This window comes from Pantoea sp. UBA7232 (assembly GCF_002473195.1).
GTDB classification, from domain to species: domain Bacteria; phylum Pseudomonadota; class Gammaproteobacteria; order Enterobacterales; family Enterobacteriaceae; genus Pantoea; species Pantoea eucrina.
Genome location: NZ_DKTK01000007.1, coordinates 76,084 through 100,189, shown reverse-complemented (window position 1 = coordinate 100,189; position 24,106 = coordinate 76,084). Strand labels below are relative to the sequence as shown.

General features: G+C 57.5%; 14 protein-coding genes, 1 tRNA gene and 1 pseudogene. All 16 read left to right on the top strand.

The annotated features are described in order from the left end of the window. Positions 1-138 precede the first annotated feature (138 nt). On the top strand, positions 139-1,830 hold the full coding sequence (eptB, locus tag B4056_RS07470; RefSeq protein ID WP_094111899.1) for a kdo(2)-lipid A phosphoethanolamine 7''-transferase: 1,692 nt from the start codon (positions 139-141) through the stop codon (positions 1,828-1,830). 121 nt (positions 1,831-1,951) lie between these two features. Next, positions 1,952-2,028: transfer RNA gene (locus B4056_RS07465), tRNA-Pro, on the top strand. An 841-nt stretch (positions 2,029-2,869) separates the two neighbouring features. Continuing rightward, positions 2,870-4,480, top strand: a complete 1,611-nt coding sequence (gene dppA / locus B4056_RS07460) for a dipeptide ABC transporter periplasmic-binding protein DppA (protein WP_039381644.1) — start codon at positions 2,870-2,872, stop codon at positions 4,478-4,480. A 200-nt stretch (positions 4,481-4,680) separates the two neighbouring features. Further along, on the top strand, positions 4,681-5,700 hold the full coding sequence (gene dppB / locus B4056_RS07455) for a dipeptide ABC transporter permease DppB (RefSeq protein WP_039381648.1): 1,020 nt from the start codon (positions 4,681-4,683) through the stop codon (positions 5,698-5,700). 9 nt (positions 5,701-5,709) lie between these two features. After that, positions 5,710-6,612, top strand: coding sequence for a dipeptide ABC transporter permease DppC (gene dppC, locus B4056_RS07450; RefSeq protein ID WP_094111900.1), 903 nt, complete (start codon positions 5,710-5,712; stop codon positions 6,610-6,612). Between the two features lie 12 nt (positions 6,613-6,624). Continuing rightward, on the top strand, positions 6,625-7,611 hold the full coding sequence (gene dppD / locus B4056_RS07445; RefSeq protein WP_039381653.1) for a dipeptide ABC transporter ATP-binding protein: 987 nt from the start codon (positions 6,625-6,627) through the stop codon (positions 7,609-7,611). After that, positions 7,601-8,611, top strand: a complete 1,011-nt coding sequence (gene dppF / locus B4056_RS07440) for a dipeptide ABC transporter ATP-binding subunit DppF (RefSeq protein ID WP_039381655.1) — start codon at positions 7,601-7,603, stop codon at positions 8,609-8,611. The genes dppD and dppF overlap by 11 nt, the downstream gene beginning before the upstream one ends. 473 nt (positions 8,612-9,084) lie before the next feature. Next, the gene (gene bcsO / locus B4056_RS07435) at positions 9,085-9,705 is read left to right on the top strand and encodes a cellulose biosynthesis protein BcsO (protein ID WP_288654277.1); all 621 of its coding nucleotides are present in this window, start codon (positions 9,085-9,087) and stop codon (positions 9,703-9,705) included. Then, complete coding sequence (gene bcsQ, locus B4056_RS07430) at positions 9,696-10,496, top strand: cellulose biosynthesis protein BcsQ (RefSeq protein ID WP_071668229.1); 801 nt, start codon at positions 9,696-9,698, stop codon at positions 10,494-10,496. The genes bcsO and bcsQ overlap by 10 nt, the downstream gene beginning before the upstream one ends. Positions 10,497-10,550: 54 nt before the next feature. Beyond that, positions 10,551-12,670, top strand: a pseudogene (gene bcsA / locus B4056_RS07425) (UDP-forming cellulose synthase catalytic subunit). After that, complete coding sequence (gene bcsB / locus B4056_RS07420) at positions 12,667-15,102, top strand: cellulose biosynthesis cyclic di-GMP-binding regulatory protein BcsB (RefSeq protein WP_094111174.1); 2,436 nt, start codon at positions 12,667-12,669, stop codon at positions 15,100-15,102. The pseudogene bcsA and the gene bcsB overlap by 4 nt, the downstream one beginning before the upstream one ends. 11 nt (positions 15,103-15,113) lie before the next feature. Next, positions 15,114-18,914, top strand: coding sequence for a cellulose biosynthesis protein BcsC (locus tag B4056_RS07415; protein WP_150034913.1), 3,801 nt, complete (start codon positions 15,114-15,116; stop codon positions 18,912-18,914). Beyond that, positions 18,914-19,360, top strand: coding sequence for a cellulose biosynthesis protein BcsD (bcsD, locus tag B4056_RS07410; RefSeq protein ID WP_094111172.1), 447 nt, complete (start codon positions 18,914-18,916; stop codon positions 19,358-19,360). Before B4056_RS07415 ends, bcsD begins: the two co-directional genes overlap by 1 nt. Positions 19,361-19,369: 9 nt before the next feature. Then, on the top strand, positions 19,370-20,374 hold the full coding sequence (locus B4056_RS07405; protein WP_376780632.1) for a glycosyl hydrolase family 8: 1,005 nt from the start codon (positions 19,370-19,372) through the stop codon (positions 20,372-20,374). 205 nt (positions 20,375-20,579) lie between these two features. Further along, positions 20,580-22,589, top strand: a complete 2,010-nt coding sequence (gene hmsP, locus B4056_RS07400) for a biofilm formation regulator HmsP (protein WP_199560447.1) — start codon at positions 20,580-20,582, stop codon at positions 22,587-22,589. 233 nt (positions 22,590-22,822) lie between these two features. Next, the gene (locus B4056_RS07395) at positions 22,823-24,103 is read left to right on the top strand and encodes a dicarboxylate/amino acid:cation symporter (RefSeq protein ID WP_039385674.1); all 1,281 of its coding nucleotides are present in this window, start codon (positions 22,823-22,825) and stop codon (positions 24,101-24,103) included. Positions 24,104-24,106: the final 3 nt, after the last annotated feature.

Genomic DNA, 24,106 nt, shown 5'->3' with positions numbered 1-24,106 from the left:
GCAGTTATTTTCGGTTCAGATTCGTCCCGATCCTGCTCGATACGTCACGCTTTTCCATTCTCAAAGCGAACCTTGCTGTCTGAACAGAGTCACAGGAACGGTGATAAATCGACACCGGGTCGGGAACAGAAAATTTAAATGAATTATATCAAAAGTTTAACTCAGCAGAAGCTTTCTCTGCTGCTCGCACTTTATCTTGGCATCCTGCTAAACCTGCCAATTTTTTACCGCCGCTTTGACGGCTTCTTAACCAAATCAACCCCGTCCGACTGGCTTTCTGCTGTTGCTGAAGTCACGGCCGCTGTTTTACTTACCTTTTTCCTGATGCGTCTGCTCTCGCTGGGTGGAAAATGGGCTTACCGCGTGCTGGCCAGTCTGCTGGTAGTGATTTCCGTGGCCGCGGCATATTACATGACCTTCTTTAATGTCGTGATTGGCTACGGCATTGTGGCTTCGGTTATGACAACCGACATCGATCTCTCTAAAGAAGTGATCGGCCTGCATTTTATTGTCTGGATGGTGCTGGTCAGCGCGCTGCCGCTGCTGCTGATCTGGCGCAACCGGCTGCGTATGACGCTGATTGAGCAGCTAAAAACACCGGGACAGCGCCTGAAACCGGTAGCTATTATGCTGCTGAGCGTGGCGCTGGTATGGCTGCCGATCCGCTATTTTGACAAACTGCAGAAAACGCAGGAAGAGATCACGAATATCGATCTGCCCAGCTATGGCGGGGTAGTGGCACACTCTTATCTGCCTTCTAACTGGATTGCTGCTCTGGGGCTGTTTACCTGGACTAAAGTGGATGAAAAGCTGGACAGCGAAGCGCTGTTCGATCCGGCGAAAAACTTTACCTATGTGGCACCGGCAGGCATTGATGACACTTACGTCGTGTTTGTTATCGGTGAAACCACGCGCTGGGATCATATGGGGATGCTGGGCTACGATCGCGATACCACGCCAAAGCTCTCCAAAGAGAAAAACCTGGTGGCGTTCCGCGGTGAGTCCTGCGACACCGCAACCAAGCTCTCGCTGCGCTGCATGTTTGTTCGCGAAGGCGGCACCATGGATAATCCGGGCCGTACTCTGAAAGAGCAGAACGTATTTGCCGTCATGAAAGAGCTGGGTTTTACCTCTGAGCTGTTCGCCATGCAGAGCGAGGTCTGGTTCTATGACAATGCCGATGTGAATAACTTCTCTTTCCGCGAGCAGATCGGCTCTGAAAAGCGTAATCAGGGTAAAGCGGTAGACGACATGCTGCTGGTGCCGGAACTGCAGGCTTCCCTGCAGCGTTTCCCGAAAGGCAAACATCTGGTGGTGCTGCATACCAAAGGCTCACACTATCTTTACTCGCAGCGCTATCCCCGCAGCTTCGCGCGTTATCAGCCTGAGTGCATGGGCGTGGATGACACCTGCAGCAAGGCGCAGTTGATCAACGCTTATGACAACTCTGTTTTGTATGTGGACTCGATGCTCGACAGCGTACTGGATCAGCTGCGTGATAAAAAAGCGCTGGTGTTCTATGCGGCGGACCACGGCGAGTCGATCAGCGAAAATATGCACCTGCACGGCACCCCACGTGAGATGGCGCCGCCTGAGCAGTTCCGCGTGCCGATGATGGTCTGGGCGTCCGATAAATATCTGGACGATCCGGTGAACCGCAGCAACTTTGAGCGACTGCAGGCGCAGCAGCGTGTCGGTAAAACGCATCGTCACGTTGAGCTGTTTGATACCATACTGGGCTGTCTGGGCTACACCTCACCCAATGGCGGTATCAATCCGGCAAACAACTGGTGTCAGGCTCCCGCCGCTAAAGCACAGAGCAATCTCTGACCGGTATGCCCGCGCTGAGATCGCCTTCCCGGCGCGGTTGCCTGCTTTTCAGGCAATCAGGCAGCTTTAAAGGGAAAAGGGATTGACGCTGTAAAGGCGCAGCAGTAATATTCGCCCCCATCGGCGAGTAGCGCAGCTTGGTAGCGCAACTGGTTTGGGACCAGTGGGTCGGAGGTTCGAATCCTCTCTCGCCGACCATCATTTAAGAAACCTGCTTTGCAAAAAGCAGGTTTTTTTCGTCTGTCGTATTTGCACTCTCAGGGTGAAATCCGCGACCGCTCCGTAAAGACGAGGTCCGTCCCTGATCGCCCGTCACACGCCATCCATGGCGTGTGACGCTTTACTCCACGGCCCCGCATTTCACCCTTTATCCGGCTTCGGTGATGACTGAGGATTTACTGGCCTTCCCTGAACCAGACTCACATCCCGGCAGCGATCAAGCAAAGTCATCAATTTACGCGTTCCATTAATCATCACCGGGATAAACCTTATTATTCCTTAACACCGCTCTTCATCACTTGCTGCATCAAAGCACCTCTCTTAATTCGCGACACATTCTGCTTATGACCGGCTTTTGCTTTTTGCTGATTTCTTATGCCATTACGCCAGCATATTTCGCTACCCGAACGTCATAACGCACGGGGAATCGTTCAGATATTCGACGTTTATCGACAATTTTAAAATGTTTTTTAGCGGTGATAATCACTGTTATTTGACGCAAGCGCCAGATAATCCAGCGGTATCGAACGCTTTTTCACCGCCTTATATATCGGTTTCTCTCTCCAGTGCTCTTTTTTATCGTTGCTTGCACTTACTCACACTCTGTGTAAATAACCCCACGTTGTATTGACGTTCGTTGCAACTGTTGACAAATTGATGCCTCAGTAAGATGTAGAGACGGACGCATCTGGCTGGTGTATCCCGCCAGGGCAATAACAATAACCGCTCACATTCTGGTCGCTGTCAGACCTGCCCGTACCGCATAAAAAAATCAGAGGACGGGCGATGCACACAACATCACATCACAATGGAGCAAAACATGATGAACTCCCGGGCTAAATCCAGGATGCTGAAGGCCGGTCTCAGCCTGATTGCGATGACCGTCGCTGCCGGTGTTCAGGCGAAGACCCTTGTCTACTGTTCAGAAGGCTCGCCGGAAGGTTTCAACCCGCAGCTCTTTACCTCTGGCACCACCTATGACGCCAGCTCGGTCCCGATTTATAACCGTCTGGTTGAGTTTAAAACCGGCACCACTGAACTGCAGCCAGGCCTGGCTGAAAAGTGGGATGTCAGCGAAGATGGCAAAACCTACACTTTCCACCTGCGCCAGGGCGTGAAGTGGCAGAGCACGAAAGATTTCAAACCAACGCGTGAATTTAACGCCGATGACGTGGTGTTTTCATTTGAGCGCCAGCTCGATAAAAACAATAAATTCCACGGCGTCTCTGGCGGCAGCTACGAATATTTTGAAGGCATGGATATGCCGAAGCTGATCGGCAAAATTGAAAAAGTTGACGATCACACCGTGCGTTTTACCCTGACCCGTCCTGAAGCACCTTTCCTCGCTGACCTCGGTATGGACTTCGCCTCTATTCTTTCTAAAGAGTATGCGGATAACATGCTGAAAGCAGGCACGCCGGAAAAACTCGACCTGAATCCGGTCGGCACCGGCCCGTTTGTACTGCAGCAGTATCAGAAAGATTCACGCATTCTCTACAAAGCGAACCCGGACTTCTGGGGCACTAAACCAAAAATCGATCGTCTGGTCTTCTCTATTACGCCAGATGCGTCAGTGCGCTACGCCAAGCTGCAGAAGGGCGAGTGCCAGGTGATGCCTTATCCAAACCCGGCTGACATCGCCAGCATGAAGAAAGACAGCAAAATCAATCTGATGGAGCAGCCTGGCCTGAACGTGGGTTATCTCTCATTTAACACAGAGAAAAAGCCGCTGGATAACGCCAAAGTGCGTCAGGCACTGACCATGGCGGTCAACAAGCAGGCGATCATCGATGCGGTCTATCAGGGAGCAGGGCAGGCAGCGAAAAACCTGATCCCGCCAACCATGTGGGGCTATAACGACGAGATCAAAGATTACGCCTACGATCCGGAAAAAGCCAAAGCGCTGCTGAAAGAAGCAGGCATGGCGGATGGCTTCTCTATCGATCTCTGGGCAATGCCGGTGCAGCGTCCATACAACCCGAACGCGCGCCGCATGGCGGAGATGGTTCAGGCGGACTGGGCGAAAATTGGCGTAAAAGCCAAAATTGTTACCTATGAGTGGGGCGAATATCTCAAGCGCGCCAAAGCAGGTGAACACCAGACGGTGATGATGGGCTGGACCGGCGACAATGGCGATCCGGATAACTTCTTTGCCACCCTGTTCAGCTGTGCAGCGGCAAAAGATGGCTCCAACTACTCCCGCTGGTGCTACAAGCCGTTTGAAGATCTGATCCAGCCGGCCCGTGCGGAAGCCGATCACAATAAACGTATTGCGCTCTACAAGCAGGCGCAGGTTGTTATGCACGATCAGGCTCCGGCACTGATCATTGCACACTCGACCGTCTATGAGCCTGTCAGCAAGAAAGTGAGCGGCTATGTGGTTGATCCGTTAGGTAAGCATCACTTCGAAAACGTCGATATTCAGGAATAACCCTTTCGGATTATCACGGTGAGGGCCAGCCTGCTGGCCCTCGGATGCGCTCTTCGCCATCCGTGTCCCGTACTTTTTTCCGGCAAATACTTTTACTGAAGCGCTGCCTGCATCGCGTCCGGCTTTGCCGACCGCGCGTTATGAGCAATGTAGTCCCGCGACGACTTTCCGCTGCGGGAGAATGACTGAGAATCCGGCTTATGCTGCAATTCATACTCCGACGTCTGGGCCTTGTCATCCCGACGTTTATCGGTATTACCCTACTGACCTTTGCGTTTGTTCATCTGATCCCCGGCGACCCGGTGCTGATCATGGCGGGCGAACGCGGTATCTCCCCGGAGCGTCACGCACAGCTGATGGCGCAGTTTGGCCTCGACCAGCCGATGTGGAAGCAGTACATCACCTATATCAACGGGGTGCTGCACGGCGATCTCGGTATCTCTCTGAAAAGCCGCATTCCGGTGTGGGATGAGTTTGTCCCGCGCTTCCAGGCGACGCTGGAGCTGGGCATCTGTGCCATGCTGTTTGCTATCGCCGTGGGTATTCCGGTGGGCGTACTGGCCGCCGTAAAGCGCGGATCGGTTTTCGATCATACCGCCGTGGGGATCTCCCTGACCGGCTACTCCATGCCGATCTTCTGGTGGGGGATCATGCTGATTATGCTGGTATCGGTGCAGCTCAACCTGACGCCGGTCTCTGGCCGGGTCAGCGATACCATCTTCCTTGACGACAGCCATCCCCTGACCGGCTTTATGCTGATCGATACGCTCCTGTGGGGGGAAGAGGGCGACTTCAAAGATGCGGTCATGCATATGATCCTGCCGGCGATTGTGCTGGGCACCATTCCGCTGGCGGTGATTGTGCGTATGACGCGCTCCTCCATGCTGGAGGTGCTGGGCGAGGATTATATCCGCACCGCCCGCGCCAAAGGGCTGACGCGCATGCGGGTTATTGTCGTGCATGCGCTGCGTAATGCGATGCTGCCAGTGGTCACCGTTATCGGTCTGCAGGTCGGCACGCTGCTGGCCGGTGCGATTCTGACCGAGACTATCTTCTCATGGCCGGGTCTGGGCCGCTGGCTGATTGAAGCGCTGCAGCGCCGCGACTATCCGGTAGTGCAGGGCGGCGTGCTGCTGGTTGCTATCCTGATCATTCTGGTCAACCTGCTGGTTGATCTGCTGTATGGCGTGGTCAACCCGCGCATCCGACATAAGAAATAAGGGGGAGCTATGTCTGCTGTTGAACCCGCGCGCGTAACTGCCGCACCAAAGCCGATGACCCCGTTTCAGGAATTCTGGCACTATTTTAAACGTAATAAGGGCGCAGTCATCGGCCTGGTCTACATCACGCTGATGCTGCTGATTGCAATTTTTGCCGATTTTCTGGCACCGCACGGTCCGGCAGAGCAGTTCCGCGATGCGCTGCTGCATCCGCCGGTATGGCAGGAGGGCGGCAGCTGGAGTTATCTCCTCGGCACCGATGATGTGGGCCGCGATATTTTGTCACGCCTGATGTTCGGGGCGCGCCTGTCGCTGCTGGTAGGCTGCCTGGTCGTGGTACTGTCACTGATTTTTGGCGTGATTTTTGGCCTGATGGCGGGCTACCTCGGTGGCGTGGTGGATGCCACTATTATGCGTCTGGTCGATATCATGCTGGCGCTGCCCAGCCTGCTGCTGGCGCTGGTGCTGGTAGCCATCTTTGGCCCCTCCATCGTCAACGCTTCGCTGGCGCTGACGTTTGTGGCGCTGCCGCACTATATCCGCCTGACGCGCGCGGCGGTGCTGGTTGAGGTTAACCGCGATTATGTCACCGCTTCCGGCGTGGCAGGTGCGGGAACGCTGCGTCAGATGTTCGTCAATATTCTGCCAAACTGCCTGGCTCCGCTGATTGTGCAGGCATCGCTCGGTTTCTCCAACGCCATCCTCGACATGGCGGCGCTGGGCTTTCTCGGAATGGGGGCGCAGCCGCCGACGCCGGAGTGGGGCACCATGCTCTCTGACGTTCTGCAGTATGCGCAAAGTGCCTGGTGGGTAGTGACCTTCCCCGGAGTGGTCATCCTGCTGACGGTTCTGGCATTCAACCTCATGGGCGATGGTTTGCGTGATGCACTCGACCCGAAACTCAAGCAGTAAAGAGGCACCGAGATGGCGTTATTAAATGTAGAGAAGTTATCGGTGCATTTCGGCGACGAAAAAACACCGTTCCGTGCGGTTGACCGCATCAGTTATCAGGTCGAGCAGGGCCAGGTCGTAGGGATTGTCGGTGAGTCGGGCTCTGGTAAATCAGTCAGTTCGCTGGCGATTATGGGTCTGATCGATTTTCCTGGCCGCGTCATGGCTGAGAAGCTGGAGTTTAACCAGCGCGATTTGCAGAAGATCTCTGAAAAAGAGCGCCGGCAGCTGGTTGGCGCAGAAGTGGCGATGATTTTTCAGGATCCGATGACCAGCCTCAATCCCTGCTATACCGTGGGTTTCCAGATTATGGAAGCGCTCAAGGTGCACCAGGGCGGCAGTAAACGCACCCGCCGCCAGCGCGCTATCGATCTGCTGGAGCAGGTGGGTATTCCCGATCCGGCTTCGCGGCTTGATGTCTATCCGCACCAGCTGTCGGGCGGCATGAGCCAGCGCGTGATGATCGCCATGGCGATTGCCTGCAAGCCTAAGCTGCTGATTGCCGATGAGCCAACCACGGCGCTGGATGTCACCATTCAGGCGCAGATCATCGAACTGCTGCTGGCGCTGCAGAAGCAGGAGAACATGGCGCTGATCCTCATCACCCACGATCTGGCGCTGGTTGCCGAAGCGGCGCAGCACATTATTGTGATGTATGCCGGTCAGGTGGTGGAGAGCGGCAAAGCCGTGGATATCTTCAGGGCGCCGCGTCATCCCTACACGCAGGCGCTGCTGCGGGCGCTGCCGGAGTTTGCGGCAGACAAGGCGCGGCTGGCATCGCTGCCGGGCGTGGTGCCGGGCAAATATGACCGGCCCTCTGGCTGCCTGCTGAATCCGCGCTGCCCCTATGTGACCGATCGCTGCCGTACCGAAGAACCTGCGCTGCGCGACATTCCGGGCCGCCAGTCTAAATGCCACTTCCCACTGGATGATGCCGGGAGACCGACCTATGAGTCCTGATAACACGAAGCAGGATTATCTGCTGCAGGCGATTGACCTGAAAAAACACTACCCGGTGAAGAAAGGCCTGTTTGGTCAGGAGCGCCTGGTGAAAGCGCTGGATGGCGTCTCCTTCAACCTCGAACGGGGTAAAACGCTGGCGGTAGTCGGTGAGTCGGGCTGCGGAAAATCCACGCTTGGCCGTCTGCTGACCATGATCGAAACCCCGACCGAAGGCGAGCTTTACTGGCACGGACAGGATTTGCTGAAGCACGATCCGCAGGCGCAAAAACTGCGCCGGCAGAAAATTCAGATCATCTTTCAGAACCCCTATGGCTCGCTCAACCCGCGTAAAAAAATCAGCCAGATCCTTGAGGAGCCGCTGATTATCAACACCGCGCTGAGCAAAGCGGAGCGGCGCGAAAAAACGCTGGAGATGATGGCGAAAGTGGGTCTCAAGACCGAACATTACGATCGCTATCCGCACATGTTCTCCGGCGGTCAGCGTCAGCGTATTGCCATTGCGCGCGGACTGATGCTGGATCCGGATGTCCTGATCGCGGATGAGCCGGTTTCAGCACTCGATGTTTCGGTACGCGCGCAGGTGCTGAACCTGATGATGGATCTGCAGCAGGACCTGGGCCTCTCCTACGTCTTTATTTCGCACGACCTCTCAGTGGTCGAGCACATCGCCGATGAAGTTATGGTGATGTACCTCGGGCGCTGCGTGGAGAAAGGCAGTAAAGAGGCGATCTTCAGCAATCCGCGCCATCCTTATACGCAGGCGCTGCTTTCCGCCACGCCGCGTCTTAATCCGGATGAGCGGCGCGAGCGTATCAAACTGACCGGTGAGCTGCCCAGCCCGCTCAATCCGCCGCCGGGCTGTGCGTTCAACGCACGCTGCCGGCGCCGTTTTGGCACCTGCGTGCAGCTGCAGCCAAAACTCAAACGCTATGGCGATCAGCAGGTTGCCTGCTTTGCCGTCGATCAGGATGAAAACCAGCCGCTGGAAACACCCTGATTAACGCCACTGATAAAAAAGGCTCCCGCGGGAGCCTTTCTTTTTTTAGCGGAAACAGTTCAGCAATGCTAACCTTTATCAGGTTAACCGGGCATAAGTCCGGAAATCTATCACATTACGTTATCTGACCGTCAGCGACAGGGCTCCCCGCGCAGCGCGCTAAGACAAATTCTTAAATCACCGTGCAGGCGTTGCCGGCTGAACCGCTGGGGTTACGCAACGCTAAAATCATAAATATCCTTATTTTACAGATATTTAATTTCTTTTCGGCGGCATTTTCGTTTCGGTTAACGGCAATGCATTAGTCTCTTTTCGCCGCGTATCTCCCGCCGGTAAAGCACCCGGTTTTTTATAAACACAGATAAAGCAGCTTTATCAGATATGCGGTTTTAATAATCAGAATTTTCTCACCGACTTTTAATGTGTGTGCTATATTCGCCAAAAAATTCCCTCTGCTTTCACAGGCACTGATCATGAAGAATTATGACGATCTGCAGCGTTTCAAAGAAAAAACGCAGACGCTTGATATCGATTTCAAAGATATGTCGGGTCAGGCGCAGAGCGCCGATCATCATCAGTGGGCCATTCTGCGCCAGCTGAGCACAGATGATGCGCCGGAGCTGGGCCAGGGGCAGCGTATCGATCTGCCGCAGCCACAGCCGGCCGGCCCTGAGGCATTTGCCGCGCCAGCCATACCTGCCGCTCCGCGTGCTCCGGCAGAGGAGGGCGCCTCGCTGCTCAGCAGCCTGGCGGCTACCGCGCCGGTCCGCGAGGCCGCGCCGGGCAGCAGTGCGCTGTTTCCGCCGCCGCCGCCGAAGCGCGCGCCGGCAGCGATGCCAGCGGCGGCGCTTGTGGAGCGGCAGCGCGCCGGCTCACTGTTTCCGCCTCCGCTTTCTGAGCCGGTCGTGATCCGCCCCGCTGCCCCGCAGGCGCCTGCCAGCGCGATGCCGGTCGCAGCAGCGGCAGCGCCTGTCGCTCCGCCCGCCTCTGCCCGCTTCAGCACGCTGTTTCGCTCGCGTCCGGCTGAACCCGCCGTATTGTCCAAAGAAACACTCCTCAAACCGCTACTGGAGAAGATTGCGTTATGCCGTTAGTTTGTGTGTGCTCGCCAAAAGGGGGAGTAGGGAAGACCACCATGGCGGCCAACCTTGCATGGAGTCTGGCGCGCGCCGGCAGCAAGGTGCTGGCAATCGATTTTGATGTGCAGAATGCGCTGCGTCTGCATTTTGGCGTCCCGCTGCAGGATGGCCGCGGCTTTGTTGCGCGCTCTGAAGAGCAGGCTGACTGGAGCCAGTCGATTCTGACCACCGGCGGCAATATTTTTGTGCTGCCCTACGGCGACGTCACAGAGGAGCAGCGTGAACGCTTTGAGCACAAGCTTGCCAGCGACACCCATTTTTTGCGGCGCGGTCTCGATACCGTGCTGAATTATCCCGGCCTGGTAATTGTGGCCGATTTTCCTCCCGGTCCGGGGCCGGCGCTTAAAGCGATGCAGCAACTTGCCGATATGCATTTAGTAGTCATGCTTGCGGATACGGCATCCGTCTCTCTGCTGCCGCAAATTGAAAATAACCGCATGATTGGTCAGCCGCTGAATAATAAACATGGCCACTATTTTGTGCTGAACCAAAGCGACAATCGCCGCAATATCAGCCGGGAAGTCACATCATTTATGCAGCAGCGTCTGGGCGATAGCCTGCTCGGCGTTGTCCACCGCGATGAAAGCGTGGCGGAAGCGAATGCATCACAGCAGTCAGTGTACGATTTCAGCCCCGCGTCTGCGGCCGCCTTCGATATTGAACTGGTGGCAAAGCGCGTGGCTAATTTGCTCAGTATTCAGGTCGGCAACGGTGAAGTTCAGGCGCCTATCCGCAGCCAGTATTAATAGCCGGGCTCAGGCCCGGCTCAGATAATTTATAACGCTTTTTCAGGGTGACTCATGAGTAAACTCGGGTTTTACCTGCTGCTGCTGGTGCTCGCGCCGGTGGCGGCGGTAATCATCATCACGCCTATGGACAGCCAGAAACAATATATTTTTGGTTTAATCAGCATCGGGATGATGTTTTTACTGGGCTTCAGCAAAAGCCGTAAAATAACCGTGGTAATGGTTATTCTTTCCGCGCTGATGTCGACCCGATATATCTGGTGGCGCACTACCGAAACGCTGGAATTTAATTCCGAGATCGAAGCTATTCTCGGCATTGGTTTATATCTGGCTGAACTTTACGTCTGGCTGATCTTAATTCTCGGGTTCCTGCAGACCACCTGGCCTTTAAAGCGTACGATTGAACCGCTGCCGGATGATACCCGCCTGTGGCCCACGGTGGATGTATACGTACCGACCTATAACGAAAGTCTGGACGTGGTGCGCGATACCGTGCTGGCGGCGCAGTGTATCGATTACCCGCGCGATAAAATCAAAGTCTATCTGCTGGATGACGGCAAGCGCAGCGAGTTTGCGGTATTCGCCGCTGACGTGGGCGTGGGCTATATCACGCGTGATGACAACCGGCACGCCAAAGCGGGCAATCTTAATCACGCGATGACCATTACCAAAGGCGAGCTGATCTGCGTATTCGACTGCGATCACGTCGCCACGCGCGCGTTCCTGCAGGCAACGGTCGGCCCCTTCCTGAAAGATCCGAAGCTGGCCCTGCTGCAGACGCCGCACTATTTCTACTCTCCCGATCCGTTCGAGCGCAACCTGCGTGCCGCCCGCTCTATTCCTAACGAGGGATCGCTGTTTTATGGTCCGGTACAGCAGGGCAATGACAACTGGAATGCGACCTTTTTCTGTGGCTCCTGTGCCGTTATCCGGCGCAGCGCGCTGGAAGAGATTGGCGGCTTTGCCGTTGAGACCGTGACGGAAGACGCGCACACCGCGCTGAAAATGCAGCGTCGCGGCTGGGGCTCAGCGTTTCTGGCGATCCCGCTGGCGGCCGGTCTGGCAACGGAACGCCTCGGCCTGCACGTTATTCAGCGTACCCGCTGGGCGCGCGGCATGACGCAGATTTTCCGCGTGGATAATCCGCTGTTTGGCCGTGGTCTGAAGTGGCAGCAGCGCCTCTGCTACCTCAACGCCATGCTGCACTTTCAGTTTGGCCTGCCGCGCGTGGCGTTTCTTACCGCGCCGCTGGCTTATCTGCTGTTTAACCTGAATATCATCCACTCTTCGGCGTCGCTGATCTTCGCCTATGTGCTGCCGCATCTGGTGATGTCGCTCTACGTTAACTCCCGTATGAATGGCCGCTTCCGCTATACCTTCTGGGGAGAGATTTACGAAACGGTGATGTGCTTCCATCTGGTCATTCCGACCCTGCTGACGCTACTGTCGCCGAAACATGGCAAGTTCAACGTAACGGATAAAGGCGGTCTGCTCGATCAGGGCTTCTTTGATTTCCATATCGTACGGCCGCACGTCATTGTCGCGACGCTGCTCTCCATCGGCATTGTGGCCGGCGTGGTCCGCGCGACGGCGCATGACTATTTCGGGGTCGATCCCTGGGTTATCGCGCTTAACGTTGGCTGGGCTATTTTCAGTCTGATTATTCTGATGGCGGCCATCGCCGTGGCGCGCGAAACCAAGCAGGTGCGTAAAACCATTCGTATTGAGGTGCAGATCCCGGCTGTGATCCACTACGCCAGCGGGATTTCGTCGCGTACCCGCACCAGCGATCTCTCGATGGGCGGCGCGCAGCTGGATGCGCCTGACAACCGGCATGAAATGGATGAGATTGAAGAGATCGATCTGCTGCTGAAGTCCGGCACTATCACTATCCCGGTCAGTAAAATTTCCGGCGATGCAGAGACAATCCGTCTGCGCTTTGGCGCGATGCCGCTGGCGCGATGCCGCTGGCGCGTCGCCGCGAGCTGGTTCGCGTGGTGCTGGCGCGAGCGGATGCGTGGATCCAGCCGGAGTATAAGCAGGATAATCCGCTGGTATCGATCGGCACTATTATTCGTACCGTTTTTGAGCTGTTCTGGCTGACCTGGAAAGATCGCCGCGAGAAGCACAAGCGTGATGACCAGCCTGCGGCGAAAGAGGACAGCGCAGCATGAAGAAATTAACGCAAACGCTGCTCGCCAGTTCGCTGGCGACCGCACTGCTGCTGACATCGGTTCAGGCTGAAGAGCCTGCGGTTACGCAGGACAGCAGTGCGCTGTCAGCCGTGCCGCCGCCGGAAGGGCTCGACAGCACGGCTGACGCGCAGCTGCAGCAGGCGGCCGGGGCCGCCCCGTACACGCCGGAGAGCAGTACTGCCGCGCCAGCTGAGGCTGAAGCGCCGGCAATCCTGTTGCCTGCGCCTGATACCGGAAGCGCCATTCTTAACCAGCCGGTAAGCAGCACCATTTCGGTGTCGCAGATGGGGCAGAAGCAGGGTATCACCCTGACCGGCGGGCAGCTGCAGTCGGGCATTGTCTTTACCCTGCCCGGTGATGAGGTGGTTACCAACGCACGGCTCAACCTGTCGCTGCGCGTCTCATCAGCGCTGGCCGCGCGCAATACGTCGCTGCAGCTGATGCTGAACGGACAGCCGCTCGGCACGCTGCCGCTCGGCTCCAGCGACAGCGACGTCAGCGACTATCAGCTGGATATTCCGGCTGCCATGGTAGTGTCAGATAACAACCTCAGCTTTAAAATCAACGATGCGGATAAGCTGCTGTGTGAAAAAGAGAGCACACAGCAGTATCAGGTAACGATTCTGCCGCAAACCACGCTGAGCCTGGAGGGCCAGCAGCTGAATATCGGCACCAGCCTGCGCAACTTCCCGCGTCCGTTTATTGATGCGCAGCGTATGACGCCGGCCAGCGTCACCTTTGGTTTTGCCAGCAGCGTAACGCCGGATGCGGTGAGCGCTGCCGCACTGGTGGCGTCGTGGATGGGCATTCAGTCTGACTACCGCGGTATACGTTTTCCGGTGAGTCGCGGCGCACTGCCAGAGCGCAACGGTATTCTGGTCGGGCATCCGGGCGACAAAATCGGCATCGTGACGCTGCCGGCCAGCAATGGCCCGCTGCTGCAGGTGATCGATAACCCGGATAATCCGGTCTATAAACTGCTGCTGATTGTGGGCAGCGATGACGCACAGCTGCGTCAGGCGGCGAATCGTCTGACAACCAAACCGCTGACTACCGATGCCAGCCAGCTTGCTGTGCAGCCGCAGCCGCTGGCCCAGCGTAAGCCTTATGATGCCCCGCGCTGGATCAACACCTCACGCCCGGTACGCCTGAGTGAACTGCTGCGCAAAGATCAGAGCCTGACCACGACCGGTATCTGGCATGATGCGCTGCGCGTAAACTTCCGCGCGGCGCCCGATCTGTTTTTATGGGATGGCGATACGATCCCGGTAAACCTGAACTACCGTTTTCCCACTGAAAGCTGGATCGACGAAAACAATTCGTTCCTGAATGTCGCCCTCAACGGGACTTTCCTGCGTAACCTGACGGTTAACAAAGTCGGCCTGCTGGAGAGCGCCTGGCACCGCCTGGGCGGCGACGCGCGTCAGGAGCACTACACCCTGAAGCTGGAGCCGTATCTGATTTACGGCGATAACCAGCTGGCGCTCTACTTTAATATCAAGCCAAAAGCGGATGCGCCGTGCGGCGTACTGCTTAACAACAACATTAAAAGCCGCATCGAAGAGGATTCGTGGATCGATCTGAGCCACACCCGTCACTTTACCATGCTGCCGAACCTCTCTTACTTTGTCGGAGCCGCGTTCCCGTTCACGCGCCTGGCAGACTTCTCGCAGACCACGCTGTTGCTGCCGGAAAAACCGGGTGATGCGGAGATCGCCACGCTGCTCGATATGGCGGCGCGCGCGGGTAACGCAACCGGCGTTGCGCTGGTACAGAATCAGGTACTGTTTGGCCTGCCTGAAGGCGGCACCAATCTGAGCCGGCTGCAGCAGAGTGATGTGCTGGCGGTCAGTACCATGCAGCACAGTGCTTTTACGCAGCAGATGCTGCACGGCACGCCGTGGCAGACCAGCGGCAATACGCTGAGCGTTAACGAGCCAGGCCTGAAGGATAAGCTGCGCGGCTGGCTGACCGGCGACTGGTATCGTCAGCAGCTGGACGCCGATCGCTACTTCTCCTCTAATGAGGCATGGCGCGGTTTTGTCAGCTATCGCTCGCCGTGGAGTGCCGACCGGCTGGTGGTGATGACGGTGGCCACCAGCGATCAGCAGCTGCTGCGCCTGCATGACGATCTTAATTCAGCGCGCATCAACGCCGGTATTCGCGGCGATACCGCCATCATTACCGATGAGAACGGGATCCGCAGCTTCCGCGTTGGCCCGCAGTTTCCGAGCGGAGAGATGCCGTGGTACATGATGGTGGTGTGGTACGCCAACCAGCACTCGGTGCTGATGGCGCTGGCCGCGCTGCTGGTTGCCGTGCTGATCGGCAGCAGCGCCTGGCTCATGCTGAAGCGTCACGCATGGCGGCGTCTTAACCCCAAAGCAGACAGTCAGTCCGGCAGGAAGTAAGGATAAAAAGAATGCATAAAAATATACTGAGTGCCGGCATCCGCCACGCCCTGCTGCTGGGCGGGGCGCTGACGCTCTCTCAGCCGCTGCTGGCGGCAGAGAGCAACAATCCTGCGCTGCAGGCGCTGTTTGACCAGGCTGCCTACTGGCATCAGAAAGCGCATGACGATCTGGCAAAGGCGTCGCTGCAGAAAATCCTGCAGGCGGAGCCGAATAATACCCAGGCGCTCTATCTGCTGGCGCTCTACTCCCAGCAGACCGGAAGTACCGCCGAGGCAGCGCAGTGGCGTGCGCGGCTGAGTGCCGTTTCGCCCAACGATGCGCATCTGGCCGAACTGGATAACGCCCGTCAACTGCAGAGTATTCCGCAGGCGCAGCTATCGCTGGCGCGTCAGCAGGCACGCAGCGGCAACATCGCCGCAGCGCTGCAGACGTGGCGCAACACCTTCAGCGGTAACGAGCCACCGCCGAGCGTCGCCGCTGAATATTATCTGACCATGGCCGGCGATCGCACGCTGCTGCCGCAGGCGGTTGAAGCGCTGCGGCAGTTTGCCGCCGATCATCCGCAGGATACCGGTGCGCAGCTGGCGCTGGGCAAGGCGATGACCTATCAGGAGCCGACCCGTCGCCAGGGGATTGAGCTGCTGGCCGGTATGGCTGACGGCAATAAAGAGGCTGACCGCTCGCTGCGGCAGGCGCTGCTCTGGCTGGCACCGCAGGCTCAGGACGCTGCGCTCTATCAGACCTGGCAGCAGCGTCATCCTCAGGATAACGCGGTAGTGGATTACTACCGTAAAAACGTGGGCGGCGCGGAAAAGGGCGCCGGCTTTACGGCCCTGAACAGCGGCGATGTCAGCGGTGCGCAGTCCAGCTTTGAAAAAGTGCTGCAGGCGAACCCGCAGGATGCGGATGCGCTGGCGGGCATGGGCTATGTTGCGCAGCGCGCCGGGCGCTACGCTGAAGCCGCAGACTACCTGAACCGGGCGGCACAGCTGGGTGGCGATCAGAGCGATGCGCGGCAGAAGCAGGCGGCGGATGCCCGCTTTTACGCGCAGCTTGCCGCCGCTCAGCAGGCGCTGAAAAGCGGCGACAGTGCGCAGGCGCTGGCGCTGAGCGAGCCGCTGACCCAGGCTGAAGGCGAAAAAGGCGTGGCGGCAAAACTGTTCCGTGCCGATGTGCAGCGCCGCACCAATCAGCTGCAGCAGGCGGAACAAACCTACCGTGCGATCCTGCAAAGCGATGCGGATAACCGCAGCGCCAAAGAGGGACTGTTCTATGTGCTGCGCCAGCAGAACCGCAGCGCTGAAGCTAACAGCCTGCTCGCCTCACTGCCCGACAGCGTGCGGCAGAGCGTGGCGCCACGCGGTAATAACAGCGATCCCATCCGGGCACAGGCGAAACGCGAGCAGGCCGCAGGCAACAGCGCCGCCGCGATCGCCACGCTGACCAGCGGCGTACAGCGCTATCCCACCGATGGCTGGCTGCGTCTGGATCTGGCGCGGCTCTACCGCGCGCAGGGCAATACGCTGATGGCAGCCAATGTGATGCAGCCGGTGATGCGCAATGGCGCGACCAGCAGCGAACTCTATGCCGGTGCGCTCAACGCCAGCGAAAGCGGCGCGTGGCAGCAGGCGAGCCAGCTGCTGGCACGTATTCCCGATCGCAGTAAAACCGGCGCAATGCGTGAACTGGCGCAGCGCGTTAACTTTAATCTGCAAATGGCAACGGCCGATCAGTATCTGGCACAGGGCTCGGATGCGGCGGCGGCGAATACGCTGCGCGCGCTGGCTGCTGCCCCGCCGGCTAATCCGGTTGACGCCGGCAATCTGGCGGAGAAACTGGCGAAAGCGGGCGATCTCACCAGCGCCGTGGCGGTGGTACGCAGCAACATGCAGCGCGGCGTGCAGGGTAACGCCGGGGACTATGCCACGCAGGTCACGGTGCTCAACCAGGCCGGGTTGAGCGGTGAAGCGCAGCGTTTTCTCAGCTCGCCTGAACTGCAGGCGCGCAGTACGGCAGCGCAGCTGGCTGATGTGCGCAACGGCTATCTGATCAATGAAGTAGATCGCCTGCGTGAGCAGAAACAGTATGCGGCGGCCTATGACAAACTGGTGGGTGCGCTGCAGCAGGATCCGCAAAACCGCGATCTGATGTTTGCCATGGCGCGTCTCTATCAGTCCGGCAAAATGAACAAAGAGGCGGGCGTGGTCTATGACTATCTGATCACGCAGGATACGCCGCAACAGGATGCGCGCACCGGGGCCATTAACGTGGCGCTGGCAGAGAATGATATCAGCAGGGCGAATACGCTGACGCGCGGACTGCGCAATGAAGAGACGCCGGAGCGGCTGCTGCTGCTGGCGCGCGTAGCGGAAGCCAACGGCGAGCACGGCGAAGCGATGCGTTATCTGCGTACCGCACGCGGTAAAATGATTGGTCTGCAGGGCGCGCAAAGCGGCAGCGTACCTGTGGTTGGCGGACTGGCGCTGGCAGACAATCCCTTTATTAACCGCAGCACCTCGCCGGTTGGCCGTTCCTCTTCCAGCTATGGCGCGGTCATGCCGTGGCAGAACGCACCAACAGTAAGCCGCACAGCAGACACTGCGCTGGCAGCCAATACGCCTGTGCTGCAGCAGAACCAGACGCTGCATCAGATTGACACGATGATGGACGCGCTGCAGGAGAAAACCGGGACCTGGGTACAGGGACAGATGCAGGTGCGCGGACGCGATGGCGAGTCAGGCTTGAGTAAGCTGACCGAAGCGAAAGCGCCGCTGACCTTTTCCACGGTGCCGTTTGGCGAGTCGCGGTTTGATTTTACCGTTACGCCGGTTTCACTGACCGCGGGCAGCGCTGGCGGAGATGCATGGCGCCGCTTTGGCAGCAATGCGCTGGTGCAGGGCAATGTCGTGGCAGCCGGGGATGCGAAAATCACGGACGTTCCCGCTTCAGCCACCGATTCGCAGTCCGCTTCCGGCGTTGAGCTGAATATGGCGCTGAAGGGTGACAGCTATAAAATCGATCTCGGCAGCACGCCGCTGGGCCAGGATCTCAGCACGCTGGTGGGCGGGATACAGTGGTCACCAAAACTCACGGATTTCCTGACGCTGATCCTGACCGGTGAACGCCGTGCCATGACCGACAGCCTGCTTTCCTATGTGGGAGCAGAAGATAAAACCAGCGGCAAACGCTGGGGACGCGTAACGAAAAATGGCGCGAATGCCCTGCTGAGCTATGACAACGGCGATGCCGGACTTTATGCCGGCGGCGGCGCTTATAGCTACATTGGCGAAAATGTGGCGAGCAACCAGAGCGTTCAGGCAACCGCTGGCGTTTATGTACGGCCTTTCCACTACGACGATCGCGAGCTGAAAGTGGGGATGAATCTCTCCTGGATGGATTTCTCCAAAAATCTCAGCTATTTCAGTTATGGCCAGGGCGGCTATTTCAGCCCGCAGAACTATGCGTCCGTTTCATTCCCGGTGGATTTCAGCCGTCAGTTTGACGATCTGAAAGTCAACGTCGGGGGATCGGTAGGGTATCAGTCTTACAGCCAGGATAAGAGCGCCTACTTCCCGGACGATGCTGCGCTGCAGTCGCAGCTGCAGAGTCTGGCCGATCGCGGCTTTGTCAGAAGTGCTTACTACAGCGGTGAAAGTAAAAACGGCATAGGTTACAACCTGCACGCCGGTGCGGATTATAAAATTAATAAAGATGTCACGATTGGCGGGCAGCTGGGGTATGACACCTTTGGCGACTACAACGAAAGCACTGCCAATCTCTACTTCCGCTATATGTTTGGAGATAACTGATGAGCGAGCAACCCACCGCACGCGTGACCTGGTCGCATCAGCCTGGCTGGTTTGACCTGGTCTGCGTGATGACAGAGAGCGTGCTGGAGAACGGCGGTGATGAAGCCACGGCTTTTCTGGCCAGCACCGGGGAGACGCTGGCGATGCGCTATCCTCTGCCGGCTTCACGTACCGTGCAGGATCTGGAGCGGGAGATGAATCTGCAGCTGGCCCGCTTCAACTGGGGCTTTGTGCAGATTCATCCGGCAGAAAATGCGATTCAGATTGAGCATCATGCGCTGCCGGCCGGTCACGACACGCTGCCGGCTGAACGCTGGCGGCTGGCAATGGGGGCCGTGCTGGGCGGGCTGTATGCGCAGTGGCTGCGCGATCAGGGCGGCAGCGCGGCAGTACCGCTGACGCTGGAAAACGACAATGGCTCAACGCTGCTGTATCGATATCAATAGGAAGCGGTAATGAATGTAATGCGGCACGGGCGTCGGTGGATGCTCTGTTTAATGATGATATTTTTTAGCGCGCAGGCGATGGCAGACGGCTGGAGCAGTTATAAAAGCCGCTTTCTGAACAGCGACGGCCGGATTATCGATACCGGCAACAAAGGCGTCAGCCATACAGAGGGTCAGGGCTATGGCATGCTGCTGGCGGTGGCGAATAACGATCGCGCTACCTTTGATCTGCTGTGGCAGTGGACGCGTGCGCATCTGCATAATCCGCAAAATGACCTGTTCTACTGGCGCTATGTGCCTGATGCGGCCGATCCGGTGGCAGACAAAAACGACGCCAGCGACGGTAATGTGCTCATTGCCTGGGCGCTGCAGCGCGCGGCCCAAAAGTGGGGAGGAGATTATCAGCAGGATTCCGATCGCATTCAGCGGGCAATTATTAAGCTGAACGTGATCGATTACGCCGGACACAAAGTTATGCTGCCTGGCGCAAACGGCTTTAATAAGTCGAGCTACGTCGTGCTGAACCCCTCCTATTTTCTGTTTGCTGCCTGGCAGGCGTTTTCTCAGCAGAGCCATCTGCGCGTCTGGAATACGCTCATTGACGATGGCCTGACGCTGCTGGGTGAGATGCAGTTTGGTAAAACCGCGCTGCCGCTGGACTGGGTCGCGCTGAACGCGGATGGCTCTGTCGCACCGGCGGTGGGGTACTCTAACCGGTTCAGTTATGATGCGATTCGCGTGCCGCTGAATATCTGGTGGTACGATCCGCAGAGCCTGCGGCTGGTGCCTTTTCAGCACGTCTGGCAGGGCTATCCGCGTCAGACCACGCCGGCCTGGTTCGACGTACTGGCTAACAGCCCGGCGCCTTACAATATGGAAGGCGGCCTGACAGCGGTACGCGATTTGACGCTGAACCAGACCGGTCATCTCAGCGACCGCATTCAGCCGGAACAGAATTACTTCTCTGCCAGCCTGCAGCTATTAGTGTGGCTTGCCTGGCAGGAAAAAGGTTAATACTCTCCTGCGAGCGCGCGGTGCGCGCTCGCGTTCTCCGCGCCCGGCAACGGGTAAAACGCTGAAAACGCGCCTCTCTTCCTTCCGACCGATGATTTTCACCCTTATCGCGGCGTACAACGTCTGAGACCTGGGATATACTTGCTGCGCATTCAGGCTACTATCACTGCGGATTATGGCGGCATTGCGGCCGGGAGAAATTTTGTTGCGCGTCAGTCGCTCGTTAACCATCAAGCAAATGGCAGCCGTGTCTGCGGTTGTGCTGGTGACGATCACGATTTTTATCGTTATCCAGCTTTTTCATTTTGTGCAGCAGCGCAGGGTTGATTACGCCCAGCAGATGGAGAATGTGGCGCACACGGTACGCCAGCCGCTCTCAGAGGCGGTGCTGAAAGCGGACATCCCTCAGGCGGAGCATATTCTTAATACACTGAAACCCGCCGGTATCCTGTCGCGGGCCGATGTGGTGCTGCCCAATGCGTTTCAGGCGCTGCACGCCGATTTTGCACCGGAAAAGCCGGTTCCGCGTCTGGTCGCCCGGCTGTTTGAACTGCCGGTGCAGATCACGCTGCCGCTGTATGCGATAGAGCGGGGCGGCATGCCAAAGCCCATCGCCTATCTGGTGCTTCAGGCGGACTCCTCGCGCGTTTACCAGTTTCTGCTCAGTACGCTCTCAACCATGATCACCAGCTGGCTGCTGATGGCGCTGATTCTCTCGGTCGCCATTAGCTGGTGTATTAACCGTCTGGTGGTGCACCCGCTGCGCGATATTTCACGCGAGCTGCAGGAGCTGCCGCCGCAAGCCATCCTGACACATAAGCTTACGCTGCCCGGAAATCACCGCGATGATGAGATAGGCATGCTGATCCGCAGCTATAACCGCAATCAGCAGGTGCTGGAGTCCGTTCACGATGAGATGAGCCGGCTGACCACCCATTTTGCCGTGACGGATCTGCCTAACCGCACGCTGTTCCTGGCGCTGCTCGACCAGCATCTGCAGCAGCGTCACCGGCAGCAGCCCTGGAGCGTCATGGTTATCCGTATCGAAACGCTGCAGGAAGCCAACGGCGTGCTGAGCGATGAGCAGCGCGATGCGCTGATGCTGACGCTGGTCGAGAAAATCCGCAGCACGATTGATGACCACACGCTGCTGGCGCAGACAGGGCCCAGCGATTTTGCGCTGCTGCTGAAGCGGGCGCACAATCCATTCCGCGCGATGCGCCTGGCGCGCAACCTGATGCTGCGTATCAATCAGCCGGTCAATCTGTATCAGCTGCAGCTGCGACCGAATGCCAGTATCGGGCTGTCACTCTCTGACGAGAGCCTCTGCTCTGCCCGCGAGCAGCTGGATCGGGCGACGTCAGCCATGATGTCAGCGCGGCATCAGGGGAAAAATCAGATCCTGTTTTTTGATCCGGTACTGACCGAACGGGCGCAGAAGCGGCTGACGCAGGAGCATGACATTCTGCAGGGGCTGCAGGAGGGTGAGTTTGCGCTTTATCTGCAGCCCCAGCTTAACATGGCAACCGGTGAGCTGACGGGGGCTGAAGCGCTGCTGCGTATGCGGATGGCGGATGGCAGCTTCGGGCTGCCGGAAGAGTTCATCGCCAGCGCGGAAGAGATCGGCGTGATTTCCGCCATCGGTCGCTGGGTATTTGAAGAGGCGTGCCGCATTCTGGCCGGCTGGCAGCGACGGGGGATTACGCTGCCGCTGAGCGTAAATATTTCGGCCGTCCAGCTGCGCGACAGCGGCATGGTGACGCATCTGCAGAGCCTGCTGGAACGGCATCGCATCCGGCCGGGTTCCTTAGTGCTGGAAGTCACCGAAACCGCCGGAATAGGTGATGCCGAACAGGCGATGGCGCTGCTGCTCGCGCTGCAGCAGACCGGAGTTGCCGTTGCGCTGGACGATTTTGGTATGGGCTACTGCAATCTCAATTATCTGCATCAGTTTAAAGCGTTACCGGTTAATAAGCTGAAGATGGACCGCAGCTTTGTCGCCGCGCTGCCGGACGATGACACTATGGTGCGCATTGTGGCCGCTGTGGCAAAGATTGTGGATGCGGATGTTGTGGCTGAAGGGGTGGAAACGGCGGAGCAGCGCGACTGGCTGCTGGCGCGTGGCATCACTATCGGTCAGGGCTACCTCTATGCCGAAGCGCTGCCGCTTACCATCTTTGAACAGGGCTGGCTGCAGCGCTGTTCACGCACGTGATAGTGACCTTATCAATTGATTGTTCTGCAGAAACCGCGCCATAGCGCCAGCTGAAGCGTTTCAGTTCATAGTTAGAGTTTTGTAACTTTTGTAAGGAATGTCAGGGGATACTCATCCTGTTAACAGGGTGTTATTTTCAGTTTATCGGTAAGGTTTTACGCTCTCAGGCGGCTTGCCGCATGCGTTTCTCCCTGACACAGGCGGTGAATGCCGTCTCTACCTGGACACCTGTTATGAAACTGTTTAAAAGCCTCTACTTTCAGGTGCTGGTTGCCATCGGCATCGGCGTTCTGTTAGGCCATTACTATCCCGAATTAGGCGCGCAAATGAAGCCGCTTGGTGATGGTTTTGTAAAGCTGATCAAGATGATCATCGCCCCCGTAATCTTCTGTACGGTGGTGACCGGTATCGCCGGCATGGAGAGCATGAAAGCCGTTGGACGCACTGGCGCCGTAGCGCTGCTCTATTTTGAAATCGTCAGTACTATCGCGCTGATCATCGGACTGGTGGTAGTGAACGTGGTTCAGCCTGGCGCAGGAATGAACGTGGATCCCGCCACCCTGGATGCGAAAGCGGTAGCCGTTTATGCACAGCAGGCAGAACAGCAGGGTGTGATCGCGTTCCTGCTTGATATCATCCCGGGCAGCGTCATTGGTGCCTTTGCCAGCGGCAACATTCTGCAGGTGCTGCTGTTCGCTATTCTGTTTGGTTTCGCACTGCATCGCCTCGGCAGCGCCGGTACCGTGATGTTCAACGTTATCGAAAGCTTCTCAAAAGTGATCTTTGGCGTGATCAACATGATTATGCGCCTGGCACCTATCGGGGCGTTTGGTGCCATGGCCTTCACCATCGGTAAGTATGGTGTCGGCTCGCTGGTGCAGCTTGGCCAGCTGATCATCTGTTTCTATATTACCTGTATCCTGTTTGTCGTGATCGTGCTGGGCGCAATTGCGCGCTGGGCTGGCTTTAACATCTTCAAATTTATCGGTTATATCAAAGAAGAGCTGCTGATTGTGCTGGGTACGTCATCGTCTGAATCAGCGCTGCCGCGCATGCTGGATAAGATGGAGCGCCTCGGCTGCAAAAAATCGGTGGTGGGGCTGGTTATTCCAACGGGCTACTCGTTTAATCTGGATGGCACCTCAATCTATCTGACCATGGCCGCCGTGTTTATTGCGCAGGCGACCAACGCTCATATGGATATCTTCCATCAGATCACCCTGCTGGTGGTTCTGCTGCTCTCCTCGAAAGGCGCGGCGGGCGTTACCGGAAGCGGCTTTATTGTTCTCGCCGCGACGCTCTCTGCGGTAGGGCATCTGCCGGTCGCGGGCCTGGCGCTGATTCTGGGCATCGACCGCTTTATGTCCGAAGCGCGTGCGCTGACTAATCTGGTCGGTAACGGCGTAGCCACGGTGGTGGTGGCTAAGTGGGTGGGTCAGCTGGATGAAAACCAGATGAAAGAGACGCTTTCTTCAGCGAAAAAGGTCAATCACGTCTCTCATACCGGCGCATAATCC

What these genes read in the sequence shown, in the direction of transcription:
- dppB (WP_039381648.1), top strand. Translation starts at nt 4,681, where the DNA reads ATGCTGCAATTCATACTCCGACGTCTGGGCCTTGTCATCCCGACGTTT.
- bcsQ (WP_071668229.1), top strand. Translation starts at nt 9,696, where the DNA reads ATGCCGTTAGTTTGTGTGTGCTCGCCAAAAGGGGGAGTAGGGAAGACC.
- B4056_RS07395 (WP_039385674.1), top strand. Translation starts at nt 22,823, where the DNA reads ATGAAACTGTTTAAAAGCCTCTACTTTCAGGTGCTGGTTGCCATCGGC.
- dppA (WP_039381644.1), top strand. Translation starts at nt 2,870, where the DNA reads ATGATGAACTCCCGGGCTAAATCCAGGATGCTGAAGGCCGGTCTCAGC.
- bcsD (WP_094111172.1), top strand. Translation starts at nt 18,914, where the DNA reads ATGAGCGAGCAACCCACCGCACGCGTGACCTGGTCGCATCAGCCTGGC.
- dppF (WP_039381655.1), top strand. Translation starts at nt 7,601, where the DNA reads ATGAGTCCTGATAACACGAAGCAGGATTATCTGCTGCAGGCGATTGAC.
- dppC (WP_094111900.1), top strand. Translation starts at nt 5,710, where the DNA reads ATGTCTGCTGTTGAACCCGCGCGCGTAACTGCCGCACCAAAGCCGATG.
- bcsB (WP_094111174.1), top strand. Translation starts at nt 12,667, where the DNA reads ATGAAGAAATTAACGCAAACGCTGCTCGCCAGTTCGCTGGCGACCGCA.
- bcsO (WP_288654277.1), top strand. Translation starts at nt 9,085, where the DNA reads ATGAAGAATTATGACGATCTGCAGCGTTTCAAAGAAAAAACGCAGACG.
- eptB (WP_094111899.1), top strand. Translation starts at nt 139, where the DNA reads ATGAATTATATCAAAAGTTTAACTCAGCAGAAGCTTTCTCTGCTGCTC.
- dppD (WP_039381653.1), top strand. Translation starts at nt 6,625, where the DNA reads ATGGCGTTATTAAATGTAGAGAAGTTATCGGTGCATTTCGGCGACGAA.
- B4056_RS07405 (WP_376780632.1), top strand. Translation starts at nt 19,370, where the DNA reads ATGAATGTAATGCGGCACGGGCGTCGGTGGATGCTCTGTTTAATGATG.
- B4056_RS07415 (WP_150034913.1), top strand. Translation starts at nt 15,114, where the DNA reads ATGCATAAAAATATACTGAGTGCCGGCATCCGCCACGCCCTGCTGCTG.